This is a genomic window from Bradyrhizobium sp., assembly GCF_022844465.1.
Lineage (GTDB): Bacteria > Pseudomonadota > Alphaproteobacteria > Rhizobiales > Xanthobacteraceae > Bradyrhizobium.
This window is the reverse complement of record NZ_JALHLP010000013.1, coordinates 1-12,472: the sequence shown is the minus strand read 5'-3', so window position 1 is coordinate 12,472 and position 12,472 is coordinate 1. Positions and strand designations below refer to the sequence as shown.

The following is a 12,472-nucleotide window of genomic DNA, read 5'->3' as shown; positions in this document are numbered from 1 at the left end:
GCCGCTATCCCTCGAACGCCTCAGCCGACGCGCGGCCGGCGCGGGCGACCAGCCCGTCGTCGGGCTCGGTCAACGCCTTGCCATCGTCGCGGAAGCGGTTGGTGATGGGGTAGCGGCGGTCGCGGCCAAAATTCTTTTCCGTCACCTTGACACCCGGTGCGGCCTGCCGGCGCTTGTATTCGGCGACGTTGAGCAGCCGGTCGATCCGCGTCACCACCTCGGCCGGGAAACCGGCTGCAATGATCGCGGCGAGCGGCTCCTCCCGCTCGACCAGCCGCTCGAGGATGGCGTCCAGAATGTCGTAGGGCGGCAGCGAATCCTGATCGGTCTGGTTCTCGCGCAGTTCCGCCGTCGGCGGCCGCGTGATGATGTTGACCGGGATCACCTCGCCCGCAGGCCCCAGCGCGCCATCCGGCTTCCACTGGTTGCGCAGGCTCGACAAGCGGAACACTTCGGTTTTGTAGATGTCCTTGATCGGGTTGAAGCCGCCGTTCATGTCGCCATAGATGGTGGCGTAGCCGACCGACATTTCCGACTTGTTGCCTGTCGTGACCACCATCGCGCCGGTCTTGTTGGAAATCGCCATCAACAGCGTGCCGCGGGTGCGCGCCTGCAGATTTTCCTCGGTGATGTCGCGCGGCAGGCCGGCGAAGGGTTTTGACAGGATCTTTTCGAAGCCGTTGACGGCGTCGGCGATCGGCAGCACCTCGTAGGCAAAGCCGAGCGCCTTGGCGAGCCTGGCGGCATCGTCGAGCGAGACCTGGGCGGTAAAACGAAACGGCAGCATCACGCCACGAACCCGCTCGGCGCCGAGCGCATCGACCGCGATCGCCGCGCACAGCGCCGAATCGATGCCGCCGGAGACGCCGAGCAGCACGCCCGGAAAGCCGTTCTTGCGGACGTAGTCACGCAGGCCGAGCACGCAGGCGGCATAATCCGCCTTGTCACCCTCGATCAGCGGCGCGACCGGCCCGGTGCAGCGCCAGCCGCCGGCACCCCTGCTCCAGTTCAGCGTCACGATGCTCTCGTCGAAGGCGGGCAGTTGCGCCGCCACCGACAGATCGGCATTGAGCGCAAACGACGCACCATCGAACACCAGTTCGTCCTGGCCGCCGACCTGGTTCAGATAGACCATCGGCAAGCCGCTTTCGGTGACGCGGGCGACCGCGACCGACAGCCGCACATCGTTCTTGTCGCGCGCATAGGGCGAGCCGTTCGGCACCACCAGGATTTCCGCACCGGTCTCGGCCAGGCACTCGACGACGTTCTCGTATTCCTCTGATTCCTCGAGCCAGATGTCCTCGCAGATGGGAACGCCGACCCGGACCCCCTTGACCGTCACCGGCCCGGAAGCCGGACCGCGCGCAAACAACCGCTTCTCGTCGAACACGCCGTAATTCGGCAGGTTCGCCTTGAAGCGGAGCGCCGCAATGCGGCCCTGGTCGAGCAGCGCACAGGCATTGTAGAGCTTGCCGTCCTCGACCCAGGGCGTGCCGATCAGCATCGCCGGGCCGCCGCCGGCGCTCTCGCGCGCCAGCTGCTCGATGGCGGCGCGGCAGGCGGCCTGGAAGGCCGGCTTCAGCACCAGGTCTTCCGGCGGGTAGCCGGTGACGAACAGCTCCGGCAGCACCACGAGATCGGCGCCGTCGGCCTTCGCCCGGTCGCGTGCGGCGCGCGCCTTGGCGGCGTTGCCGGCGACGTCGCCGACGGTCGGGTTCAACTGCGCCAGCGTGATCTTGAAGGTCGGTTCAGTCATGGCAGCGATGTTGCCTTGCACAAGGACAAACTGCAATTGCTCGCTTTAGATCGCGCCCATGCGTTCGGCGAGGGCGAACAGCCAGAAAGCTCCGGCCATCAGTAGCGATACGCCGACTGCCGCCGATCCCATATCCTTAACCTGACCGATCTTCGGATCGTGATCGGTGGTCAGGCGGTCGGCGAGCTTCTCGATCGCGGTATTGACCAGTTCGACCACCAGCACGAAGGCGACCGCCGCGATCAGTTCGACGCGGCGCATGGCGGTGACGCCGACCAGCCAGGCCAGCGGCAGCGAAAGCGCAAGCGCGAATATCTCCTCGCGCACGGCCTGCTCGGAGCGGATCGCGAAGACGAGGCCGTTACGCGTGTTGATCGTGGCCCGCCAAAGTCGCAGCAAGTCAAAGTCCCGCCGCGGCTGGCATCGGCTTGTCCCTGACGCCACGCTCCTGCTTCAGGAGTTCGGCGATCAGGAAAGCAAGGTCGATCGATTGCTCGGCGTTGAGACGGGGGTCGCAGACCGTGTGATAGCGGTCGTTGAGGGCCTCGTCGGTGATGGCACGCGCGCCGCCGATGCATTCGGTGACGTCCTGCCCGGTCATTTCCAGGTGCACGCCGCCGGCATGGGTTCCCTCCGCGGCGTGGATGGCGAAGAACGACTTCACCTCCGACAATACGCGGTCGAACGGGCGGGTCTTGTAGCCCGAGGTCGAGGTGATGGTGTTGCCGTGCATGGGATCGCAGGACCAGACCACGACGCGCCCTTCCCGCTGCACCGCGCGGACCAGCCCCGGCAGATGTTCGCCGACCTTGTCGGCGCCGAAACGGTTGATCAGCGTCATCCGGCCCGGTTCATTGTCGGGATTGAGGACGTCGATCAGCTTCAGCAACTCATCCGGCTTCAGCGAGGGACCGCATTTCAGGCCGATCGGGTTCTTGATGCCGCGGAAATACTCGACATGGCCGTGGTCGAGCTGCCGGGTGCGGTCGCCGATCCAGATCATGTGGCCCGAGGTCGCGTACCAGTCGCCGGTGGTGGAATCGACCCGCGTGAAGGCCTGCTCATAACCCAGGAGCAGCGCCTCGTGGCTGGTGTAGAAATCGGTGGCGCGCAGCTCGGGGTGGCTTTCCAGGTCGAGGCCGCAGGCGCGCATGAAGTTCAGCGCGTCGGAAATGCGGTCCGCCAGTTCCTTGTAGCGCCGCGACTGCGGCGAATCCTTGAGGAAGCCGAGCATCCACTGGTGCACGCTGCCGAGATTGGCGAAGCCGCCGGTCGCGAACGCGCGCAGCAGGTTCAGCGTCGCCGCCGACTGCCGGTACGCCATCAACTGGCGCTGCGGATCGGGAGTACGCGCTTCCCGCGTGAACTCGATGTCGTTGATGATGTCGCCGCGGTAGCTCGGCAATTCAACGCCGCCGACCTTCTCGGTGTTCGAGGAGCGCGGCTTGGCGAATTGCCCGGCAATGCGGCCGACTTTCACCACCGGCAGCGCGCCGGCATAGGTGAGCACGACCGCCATCTGCAGCAGCACGCGGAAAAAATCGCGGATGTTGTTGGCGCCGTGCTCGGCAAAGCTCTCGGCGCAATCGCCGCCCTGCAGCAGGAAGGCTTCGCCGGCGGCGACCCGCGCCAGCGCCTTTTTCAGGTTGCGGGCTTCGCCGGCAAACACCAGCGGCGGAAAGGTGGCAAGCTGCGCCTCGACATCGGCCAATGCCTTGGCATCGGGATAATCGGGCATTTGCAGCACCGGCCGGGTGCGCCAGCTATCGGGTGTCCACCGCTCGGACATGGCGTCAACTCCTGAGCAAAAACCGCAACTTGCCCGCCTTCGCTAGAGCTTCGGTCGGGCCGGCAATGGGGTAGGCCCCGTCAAAGCCCCTCGCGTAGCTGGGCCGGCGGTTGTGAAGGCCGGTTTATACACAGGCCGCCGGCCCACCGCCAGTTAGATTTCCGGTAGTCTTGGCAAGCCCTTGCGGCGATATCCGAATCCGCCTTTGGTAGGGCCGCTCGAAAAAATCCCAAGAAGGAGCTGGCGGTGATCGGGCCGGGGCTGGACGACGTCTTCATCGACGACATCACGGTGCCTGCGACCGACGGCTATCCGCTGGGCGCGACGCTGTTTCTGCCGCGCGCCGCCAAGCGCCACGCCGTGCTGATCAACTCGGCGACCGCTGTGCCGCGCCGCCGCTATCGCGGCTTTGCCAGCTACCTCGCCACCCGCGGTTGCGCAGTGCTGACCTACGACTACCGTGGCACCGGCGACTCCCGGCCAAAGGCCATCGCCGGCTCCGACCAGCCGGCATCGCTGGTCGGCTTCAGGGCCTCGATGGCGGATTGGGCGGCGCGCGACGCCACCGCCGCGGTGGCGTGGATGCGCGAGCGCTACCAGGCGCTGCCGTTCGCCTATGTCGGACATTCCTTTGGCGGTCAGGCGCTCGGCCTGTTGCCGAACAACTCCGAGATTGACCGCGCGCTCTTCATTGCCGCGCAGGCCGGCTACTGGAGGCTGATGGCGACGCCGGAGCGCTACCGCGTCTACGCCCTGCTGAAGTTCGTCGGCGTTCCCCTGACCCGCGCGCTCGGCTACATGCCGGGCAAGGCCGGCCTCGGCATGGATCTGCCGAAGGATGCGTTCCTGCAATGGGTCGGCTGGGTCGCGAGCCCGCGCTATCTGTTCGACGACCCCACGCTGGCGGCGGTGCGGAATTTTCCGAACTACACGGGCGCGCTGCGCGCGCTGTGCATGTCCGACGACCCCTGGGCGACGCGGCCCGCGGTCGACCTGCTGTGTTCGGGCTTCACCTCGATCAGGCCGGAGATCGTCATGGTGGAGCCGGCCGATGCCGGCGCGCGCAAAATCGGCCACTTCGGCTTTTTCAGGAATGAGCATCGCAATACGCTGTGGCGCGGGGCCGCGGAATGGATTCAGGCGGGGGAGTAGCGGGTCTCGGCGCTGCGGGCGCAGCCGCTCCAATGTCGAAACAAGGATGTCGTCATCGCCCGGCTCGACTGGGCGATCCAGTACGCCGCGGCTTATCGGTCCTATCACTGACGTCTCTGGAATACTGGGTCGCCCGGTCGAGCCGGGCGACGACGACTGAATACGAGTTCGCGATCTCGCGGCATGTTTCGCCCGAGGTTTGCTGTTGCTCCTTGCCCCCTCGATGAAGAGGGCGCAGGGAAGACCGGGTGCGCGCTGCACCCGCGGTCTCGTGTGCATTGTGCACATAGAAAATGCGCACACGAGCATACAGGTCCAGCGGAGAGCATCCGGCCTTCCCTGCGCAGTGGATTGACGGCTTATAACGCGATCTCCCTGGAGAACGGCTCTTTTGCCTCCGCCCGCGAAAGGCCCTCGTTCAATCCGTCAGGCCGGCCTTGCGCATGCCCTGCAGAAACCGCTCCATCAGTTCGGGGGTCTGATAGGGAACGCTCGCCTTTATCCAGTCAATCGAGAGTTGCGGTTGCTCAAGCCGTGCTACGGCGAGAAATTCTTTGGCCTCGTCTACCCTGCCCATCTGCGCCAGGCTCGCGCAGCGCAAGCGCTGGGCGCCGTGAAAGCCCGGGCGCAGCCGAAGCAGTTGCTCCGAGGATCGACACGCCTCCGCGTACTGGCCGGCCAGGTAGCTGGCGACGGCAATGCCTCCGAGAAACATCGCGGTGTCGGGATCCAACGGGCTGAGCCGCATCGCTTCTCTGCCATGCGTGATGGCTTCATCGCTCAATCCCGCAAACGCCAGGCCATGGCTGAGATAGCCGTGGGCGGCCGCTGAACCCGGATTGAGACTGACCGCGCGCCGGAACGCCGCGATCGATTCTTCCGTACGTCGTTCCATCATCGCCCAGTAGCCGAACGCGATCTGTCCCCACGGATCGCAATCGTCAAGCGCGATCGCCCGCAGGGTGTGTTGACGGCCGGCGAGCAGGCCCTGGTCCCGGTCGATCCAGCCATTATGCGCGGCAAACACCAGGCAGAACCCGAGCAGGCTTCTTGCCGGCGCGTAGTCCGGATAGGCATCAACGGCACGACCAAGCGCCTCAACGGCGGCTTCATTATCCGTTCGCGTCAGCCGCCAGACATGCGTTTGCGCCCGCGCCACCAGCTCCCAGGCCCCGAGATCGCCCGGAGAACGCGCAAAGGCGCGAACGCCCTCCGCCGCCAGCAAGCGCGGCTCGATCGCGGCGACGACGCTTCGCGTGATCTCATCCTGAACCGCGAAGATCTCGCCCAGTTCGCGGTCATACTGCTCGGCCCAGTGATGGCCGCCGGTCGTCGCGTCCACCAACTGAGCGCTGATGCGTAGCCGCTGGCCGGCGCGGCGCACACTGCCTTCGAGCACGTAGCGTACACCCACCTCTTTCGCGACCTGCCGGACATCGACGGCACGGCCCTTGTATACAAATGTCGAATTGCGAGCGATGACGAACAGCCAGCGGATGCGGGACAGGCCGGTGATCAGGTCCTCGGAGATGCCGTCGGCGAAGTATTCCTGGTTGGGATCGCCACTCATGTTGGCAAACGGCAGCACGGCAATCGAGGGACGGTCGGGCAACGGCAGCGCATTGTTTCCGCCGGCCTCCACCGTCGTGGCGCTTGCGCTCGGATCGGCAACGCCGGCGTCGGTCGTCACCGGCAGCGCGAACAGATAGCCGCGCTTGGCGACGGTTTCGATGATCGCCTGGCCGTCGTCCTGCAACGCCTGCCGAACTTCCTTGATGCACTGGACCAGCGAATTTTGCGTGACGTTGACGTTCTGCCAGACGTGGTCGATCAACTCCTTCTTCGGAACGAGCCGGCCGGGATGCTGCGCCAGATACACCAGCACGTCGAAGGATTTTGGCCGCAATGGCACCGTGACGCCGCCGCGGCGCAGACAGGCCGACCTTCGATCGACCTGGAACGAACCAAAACGATAGCTCTGTGCTTCCACCATCTCTGCGAGATCGACCTGTGCCGGTTGGCCTGCGGCAGTTTAGACCATTTCATCACAATTTCACTGCTTCTTCACCGCCGCCGCGCCTGGGATGTGGGAGCGTCCGGGCGAGCCCTCGACCTCGGGGGCACGAGTCACGGAGAAGTTCGATGAAGCCAACATCACGGTTTTCCATCGCAGTCTGGATCAGCGGCGCCATCGCGCTGTTCGCCACGACCGCCGCCCGCGGCGACGTCATCATGGACTGGAACGCCAAGGCAGATGCCATCGCCATCGATAAGCAGCTACCAAACGCTCCCAACGCGCGCGGGCAGGCGATGCTTCATATCGCGATGTTCGAGGCGGTCAACGCCATCGACAGGCGCTATGCCCCCTACAAGCTCAACCTGTCCGCGGATCGGAGCGCATCCCGGGAAGCGGCCGCCGCTGCCGCCGCCTATGACGTGCTGCTGACGCTGCATCCCGACCGAAAATCCGACCTCGATGCAACGCTGGCCGCGTCGCTCGCCGGGATTGCGGGGAGCGAGGCGAAGTCGAAGGGTATCGAACTCGGAAAGCAAGCCGCCGCCGGGATCATCGCCTTGCGCGCCAGCGACGGCAGCAACACGCCGGAAAGCTATCGTCCCGTAACGACGCCGGGCGTCTATGTGCCGACGCCGACACCGATCGAATCCACGAGTTCGAAGATCATGCCGTTCGCGATGGCGAGCGGATCGCAATTCCGCCCCGGCCCGCCTCCCCCGCTGACCTCGGAGACCTGGACCCGCGACCTCAACGAGATTCGTGAGATCGGCGGCAGCGCCAGCCGCAAACGCACGGACGAACAGACGACGATCGCGCGCTTCTGGTTCTTCACCGGGCCGCGGACCTACAATCCCATCGTCCGCCAGATCGTATCAGCCAGGAAGATGGACCTGGTCGATTGCGCCCGCCTCTATGCCCTGACATCGATCGCCGGCACCGATGCCTTCATTGCCGTCTTCGACGCCAAGTACGCCTACAACCTCTGGCGTCCCGTCACCGCCATCCGCAACGCCGACCTCACCTCCAATCCCGCGACCCCGCGCGAGCCCTCGTGGCAACCGCTGGGAACGACTCCGATGCATCCGGAGTACCCGTGCGCGCATTGCATCGTCGCGTCAGCCGTTTCCACGGTGCTGCAGAATGTCGTCGGCAACGAGATCGGCGAGGTCACGCTGGCCAGCCCAACGGCGCCCGGCATCACCCGCAAATGGACGCGGCTGCAGGACTACAGCGACGAGGTATCCAACGCCCGCATCTACGCCGGTTTCCATTACCGCTTCTCGACCGAAACCGCCAAAGACATGGGCAAGAAGATCGGCGAACTGACGGCGGCGACGCTGATGCCCGGCGCCGTCGCCGATGCACAAAGGAAGCGCTGATCGGCGGAATGATAATCGAGGTCTGACAAGAACGTCGTGTTGACGACCTCGAATTCAGACCCGAACCACTCGTCGATCAACTTTGTTCGCGTCGCCCGGCGTGATGCCGCATCCAGAACATGGCATTGCGCCGGGCGGTGATCGATGCTCGATATCTTGAGCAGCGTTTCAAAACTGGCCTGCCGATCCTCACGGTTGGCGACTTCGGCATAATAGATCGTGTGGTCGAGTTTACCCAGGGCCCAACAGAACTGGACGCGATCCTGGTCGGTCTTGCGCGGGTGACGATAGGCACGAAGGTCTTCCTAGATTACGCGGGAAATATCGTTTCATCACCGGCACCTCGTTTTCGCGGACGGTAATGCGATCTGCAGCGCGTCGATGTGAATTGCATTACAGGCAGGCTCGGTTGATCGCTTTTCAGGACTCACTTTGCCGTGATCTTGCCCGAGCGGATCACGCCTGCGTACTTTTCAGTTTCGTATCCACTGGGAAGCTGGTGGCAGCCGGACTCGGCATCGCCCTGGTGCCGTCGACCATGCAGAGCGTGCGCATTGCCGGGGTCGTTTACCGCCTGCAGGGCGTTGCTCCAAAAGCGTTTCTTGGACTGGCCTCCCGACGCGGCGACTCATCGCCGGTGGTCAAACAATTTGTGAGCATGGTTCGAACGATTGCAAAGCTCACTCCGGCAAGCTTGTGAACGGGGTGGAACGCGATCAGGCTTGAGCGCAGCGGTTATCCGGACAGCTAACGCCTTGCCTTTCACTCGGGCTTGAAGCCCGAGGCCTTGACCACCGGCCCCCACAATTCGGAATCGGTTTTCTGAATCCTTACGAATTCCTCGGCCGAAGTACCTGTTGTCCGGACGCCCAGCGGCGCCAGACGTTTGCTGAATTCGGGGTTGCGGACCGCTTCGACCACGGCCTGATTCAGCTGCGATACGACTTTCACGGGCGTCTTGGCCGGGGCATAGACACCATACCAGCCTTCACCGCGGATCGCGTAGCCGCTTTCGGTGAAGGTCGGCACCTCGGGCAGCGCCGTCGAACGCTCCCGACCCGACGTCGCGAGGACTCGGATGCGCCCGGCCTTATGGGCCTCCACCAAATCCTGCGTTGAAGTGAAGTGCAGGGGTAGGTGACCGCCGATGAGGTCGGTGATGGCCTGGGGGTTGCCTTTGTAAGCGACGTGGCGAAGATCGACGCCGGCATGGCGGGCGAACAGCACCGCAAAGAAGTGCGGCAGGGATCCCGCAGCCGGCGTTCCGTAGGTGGCCTGCGCCGGATTGGCCTTCAGCCAGTCAACCAGTTCCCGGAGGTTTCCGGCGGGTACACTGGCGCCAACCGCCACGCCAAGGTCGAATGTGCCGACCTGGGAGATCGGCTGGAAATCGCGCAGGGGATCGTACGCGAGGTTGTCATAGACGTGCGGGAAAAGCGCCATCGGCGCCATCGGCGTGAACAGCAACACGGTGCCGTCGGCCGGGGCGTCCTTGACCGACTGGACGCCGAGGCGTCCAGCCGCGCCGGGCTTGTTCTCGACGATGACCGTCCGGTTGAGCCGCGTGCGTATGGAATCGGCGATCATGCGCGCGGCCGTATCACCAACGCCGCCGGCAGGATACGGGTTAACGATTCGGATCGGAGATTCGCCGATTTGCGCGGCGGCAGGTCCTGCCAGGACCAGGCCGAGGGTGGCTGCCAATGCCATTCGGATCATGTGCATGGACGTCTCCAACTGAAATATCGCCGCTATCGTCTTGACCGATCCAACCTCCCTCCCGATGATCCATAAGGGAAGTCTTGTTTTCCTTATATGGCGATAGAATCCATTGATGGAGGCTTACGTGGACTTGGACTGGAGCATTGCCCTCGATGGACGCATCAAGCTTCGCAACCTTCATGTGCTCCAGGCCGCCGCCGAAACGGGCAGCATGGCCAAGGCGGCAGCCTATCTGGCGATAACACAGCCCGCCGTTTCATATGCGATTTCCGAGCTAGAGCAGGCCATGGGCGTGCCATTGCTCGATCGCACCTCGCAGGGCGTGTCCCCGACCGTTTACGGACTGGCGCTGCTGGCCCGCAGCACCATCGTGTTCAACGAGTTGCGACACGGCATCAGCGAGATCGCCTCACTTGCCGACCCCGAGGTCGGAGAGTTGCGAATCGGCACCACGCCGCCAATGTCAGCGGTCGCCTCGGCCGTGTTCAATCGTCTGGCGCCGCGCTATCCCCGCATGCGGTTCGAGCTCAGCGTGGCCGGAACCGACGTGCTTCTCCGCCAGTTGCGCCAACGCGATGTCGAAATCGTCATCAGCCGGCTTGCGCCTTCGGTTCGCGACGACGATCTGAGGATCGAGACGCTGTTTCATGACGAGCTGGCCGTCATCTGCAGCAGAAACAACAAGTGGGCGCGGCAACGAAATGTCTCTCTGGCAGATCTTGTGCCTGAAGCGTGGGTCCTCCCTCCCCCGACCGGGTTCCTGACGCAGGTCATGCGCGCCGCCTTCGAAGCGCAGGGCCTCGAATTTCCGCGCGCGACCGTCACGACGTCTTCCACCTATGCTATGAGCGTCCTGGTCGGCAACGGCGATTTTCTCGCCATCCATCCCAACACGATGCTGACGACGCCCGACAAACACCCGCAGTTGACTTCCGTCGACGTGCGGCTGCCAACAACGCGCGGAGCGATCGGCCTGATCGCATTGAAGGATCGTTCGCTGAGCCCGGTGGCCGGGCTGTTCGTCCAATCGGCCGTTCCGATCGGCAAGGCGATCCAGCCGAAGCGGACGACCCGCGTCACCCGCAAGTAATGCTCCCGCGTCAGACGATCTTCTGCGCCTTCAGCTTTTCGAGCCTGGCGTCGTCATAACCGATCGTCGCCAGAACCTCCTTCGTGTCGGCGCCGAGCAGCGGCGGGGCGCGATACTCGGTCACCGGCGTATCCGAGAACGTGATCGCGTTGCGGATCAGCGACAGCGCGGGCTCGAACGGATGATCGACCTTGACCTGCATGCCCCGGGCGCGGACATGCGGATCGGAAAACACCTGCGCGAAATCATTGATCGGGCCCGAGGGCACGCCGGCCTGTTCCAGCGCTTCCAGCCAGTGCGCCACCGGCTGCTTCAGGAACAATCCGGCGAAGATCGCCATGATCTCCTTGCCGTGGACGACGCGGTCGTTGTTCCTGAGAAACCGCGGGTCGCTGGAAAGCTCTGGCGCGCCGAGCACGGCGCAGGTGCGCACGAACTGGCCGTCATTGCCGACCACCAGCATCAGTTCGCCGTCGGTGCAGCGGAACACGCCGGCCGGCATGCCGCCATTGCCCCAGGTGCCGCGGCGCGGCGGGGTTTGGCCGTTGACGAGGAAGATCTGGGCGTAATGCGACAGCGAGGCGATCACGGTGTCGAACAGGCAGACATCGACATGCTGGCCCGCCCCGCCATTGGCCTTGCGGTGATAGAGCGCCGCCAGGATGCCGATCGAGGAATTCATCCCGGTCATGTAATCGACGATGGAGGGGCCGACCTTCATCGGGCCCGCGCCGGGCTCGCCGTCGAGATGGCCGGTGACACTCATCAGCCCGCCCATCGCCTGCAGGATCGCGTCGTAGCCGGCGCGCGGCGCGTAGGGTCCGGTCTGGCCGAAGCCGGTGACCGAGCAATAGACGATGCCGGGATTGATCGCCTTGATCGACTGGTAATCCAGCCGGTAGCGCTTGAGGTCCCCGACCTTGTAGTTCTCCATCATCACGTCGCAGGATTTCGCCAGTTCGCGGACGATGTCCTGGCCTTCGGCGGTGGCGATATTGACGGTGACCGACTTCTTGTTGCGGTTGGCGCAGAGATAGAATGAGTTGTTGTTGTTTTGCTTTCCGTCGGGGTCGGCGAGATAGGGCGGACCGAAGGCGCGGGCGTCGTCGCCGCCGCCGGGACGCTCGATCTTGATCACCTCGGCGCCGAGATCGGCCAGCATCTGCGCCGACAGGGGTCCGGCGAGCACGCGCGTCAGGTCGAGAATCCTGATGCCCTGAAGTGGCAGAGCCGACATGGACGTCCTCCGGTTCTTTCTTGGCGTTGCGGCGCGGTGCCCCGGGCGCGGTGCCAAGCCGATACACTATTTTGCCGCGCCGAGCCCTGCGTCTGGGTCATGCGGGTATCCGGGACCGGGCGGGAGCACCGTTTTCTGCGCGTGCGCAATGTTTGAGCGGCCCGAGACATAGGTGACATTTCGTACCGGACACATGGGTTACACTTTTCGCTTTTTTGCAAGCGGGAGGTGTGTGGATGCCGTGGAAAGCGAGTTCGGTCATGGAAGAACGCCTGCGTTTTGTTGCCCGCCTGCTGGACGGGGAGGCGATGACGGACCTCTGCCGGGAGT

At 64.4% G+C, this 12,472-nt stretch carries 11 protein-coding genes; 5 read left to right on the top strand and 6 right to left on the bottom strand.

Annotated features, from left to right (window positions below):
- Positions 1 to 4 precede the first annotated feature (4 nt).
- From Q0D31_RS17850 to Q0D31_RS17840, 3 genes are read right to left on the bottom strand one after another with little or no spacing between them, the layout of a single operon-like run.
- On the bottom strand, positions 5 to 1,756 hold the full coding sequence (locus Q0D31_RS17850; protein WP_291853884.1) for an NAD+ synthase: 1,752 nt from the start codon (positions 1,754 to 1,756) through the stop codon (positions 5 to 7).
- Between the two features lie 45 nt (positions 1,757 to 1,801).
- Positions 1,802 to 2,155, bottom strand: a complete 354-nt coding sequence (locus tag Q0D31_RS17845) for a diacylglycerol kinase (protein WP_291853882.1) — start codon at positions 2,153 to 2,155, stop codon at positions 1,802 to 1,804.
- Between the two features lies 1 nt (position 2,156).
- A complete protein-coding gene (locus Q0D31_RS17840) occupies positions 2,157 to 3,545 on the bottom strand; it encodes a class II 3-deoxy-7-phosphoheptulonate synthase (protein ID WP_291853880.1) in 1,389 nt (462 codons plus the stop codon).
- A gap of 249 nt (positions 3,546 to 3,794) precedes the next feature.
- Between Q0D31_RS17840 and Q0D31_RS17835 the strand changes: the two genes are divergently transcribed.
- Positions 3,795 to 4,697, top strand: a complete 903-nt coding sequence (locus Q0D31_RS17835; RefSeq protein WP_291854103.1) for an alpha/beta fold hydrolase — start codon at positions 3,795 to 3,797, stop codon at positions 4,695 to 4,697.
- A 418-nt stretch (positions 4,698 to 5,115) separates the two neighbouring features.
- On the opposite strand, the gene Q0D31_RS17830 is transcribed toward Q0D31_RS17835, so the two are convergent.
- The gene (locus Q0D31_RS17830; RefSeq protein ID WP_291853877.1) at positions 5,116 to 6,690 is read right to left on the bottom strand and encodes a winged helix-turn-helix domain-containing tetratricopeptide repeat protein; all 1,575 of its coding nucleotides are present in this window, start codon (positions 6,688 to 6,690) and stop codon (positions 5,116 to 5,118) included.
- A 149-nt stretch (positions 6,691 to 6,839) separates the two neighbouring features.
- On the opposite strand from Q0D31_RS17830, the gene Q0D31_RS17825 reads away from it, so the two are divergent.
- The 3 genes from Q0D31_RS17825 to Q0D31_RS17815 all read left to right on the top strand — a co-directional run bounded on the left by Q0D31_RS17825 (position 6,840) and on the right by Q0D31_RS17815 (position 8,793).
- A complete protein-coding gene (locus Q0D31_RS17825) occupies positions 6,840 to 8,093 on the top strand; it encodes a vanadium-dependent haloperoxidase (protein ID WP_291853876.1) in 1,254 nt (417 codons plus the stop codon).
- 119 nt (positions 8,094 to 8,212) lie between these two features.
- On the top strand, positions 8,213 to 8,455 hold the full coding sequence (locus Q0D31_RS17820) for a hypothetical protein (RefSeq protein WP_291853874.1): 243 nt from the start codon (positions 8,213 to 8,215) through the stop codon (positions 8,453 to 8,455).
- A gap of 47 nt (positions 8,456 to 8,502) precedes the next feature.
- On the top strand, positions 8,503 to 8,793 hold the full coding sequence (locus Q0D31_RS17815) for a LysR substrate-binding domain-containing protein (RefSeq protein ID WP_291853872.1): 291 nt from the start codon (positions 8,503 to 8,505) through the stop codon (positions 8,791 to 8,793).
- Positions 8,794 to 8,855: 62 nt separating this feature from the next.
- On the opposite strand, the gene Q0D31_RS17810 is transcribed toward Q0D31_RS17815, so the two are convergent.
- Positions 8,856 to 9,818 (bottom strand): Bug family tripartite tricarboxylate transporter substrate binding protein, encoded by a 963-nt coding sequence (locus tag Q0D31_RS17810; protein ID WP_291853871.1) that lies wholly within the window; start codon positions 9,816 to 9,818, stop codon positions 8,856 to 8,858.
- Positions 9,819 to 9,939: 121 nt separating this feature from the next.
- Here Q0D31_RS17810 and Q0D31_RS17805 point away from each other — a divergent pair, with 121 nt between their 5' ends.
- Positions 9,940 to 10,905: a LysR family transcriptional regulator gene (locus tag Q0D31_RS17805; protein WP_291853870.1), complete on the top strand. Its 966-nt coding sequence runs from the start codon at positions 9,940 to 9,942 to the stop codon at positions 10,903 to 10,905.
- 10 nt (positions 10,906 to 10,915) lie between these two features.
- Here Q0D31_RS17805 and Q0D31_RS17800 read toward each other — a convergent pair whose 3' ends face one another.
- The gene (locus tag Q0D31_RS17800) at positions 10,916 to 12,142 is read right to left on the bottom strand and encodes a CaiB/BaiF CoA-transferase family protein (RefSeq protein ID WP_291853869.1); all 1,227 of its coding nucleotides are present in this window, start codon (positions 12,140 to 12,142) and stop codon (positions 10,916 to 10,918) included.
- Between the last annotated feature and the right edge of the window lie 330 nt (positions 12,143 to 12,472).

Excerpts from the sequence above, each read along its gene's own strand:
- Q0D31_RS17850 (WP_291853884.1), bottom strand. The coding sequence starts at position 1,756 with ATGACTGAACCGACCTTCAAGATCACGCTGGCGCAGTTGAACCCGACC.
- Q0D31_RS17840 (WP_291853880.1), bottom strand. The coding sequence starts at position 3,545 with ATGTCCGAGCGGTGGACACCCGATAGCTGGCGCACCCGGCCGGTGCTG.
- Q0D31_RS17830 (WP_291853877.1), bottom strand. The coding sequence starts at position 6,690 with ATGGTGGAAGCACAGAGCTATCGTTTTGGTTCGTTCCAGGTCGATCGA.
- Q0D31_RS17825 (WP_291853876.1), top strand. The coding sequence starts at position 6,840 with ATGAAGCCAACATCACGGTTTTCCATCGCAGTCTGGATCAGCGGCGCC.
- Q0D31_RS17820 (WP_291853874.1), top strand. The coding sequence starts at position 8,213 with ATGGCATTGCGCCGGGCGGTGATCGATGCTCGATATCTTGAGCAGCGT.
- Q0D31_RS17810 (WP_291853871.1), bottom strand. The coding sequence starts at position 9,818 with ATGCACATGATCCGAATGGCATTGGCAGCCACCCTCGGCCTGGTCCTG.
- Q0D31_RS17800 (WP_291853869.1), bottom strand. The coding sequence starts at position 12,142 with ATGTCGGCTCTGCCACTTCAGGGCATCAGGATTCTCGACCTGACGCGC.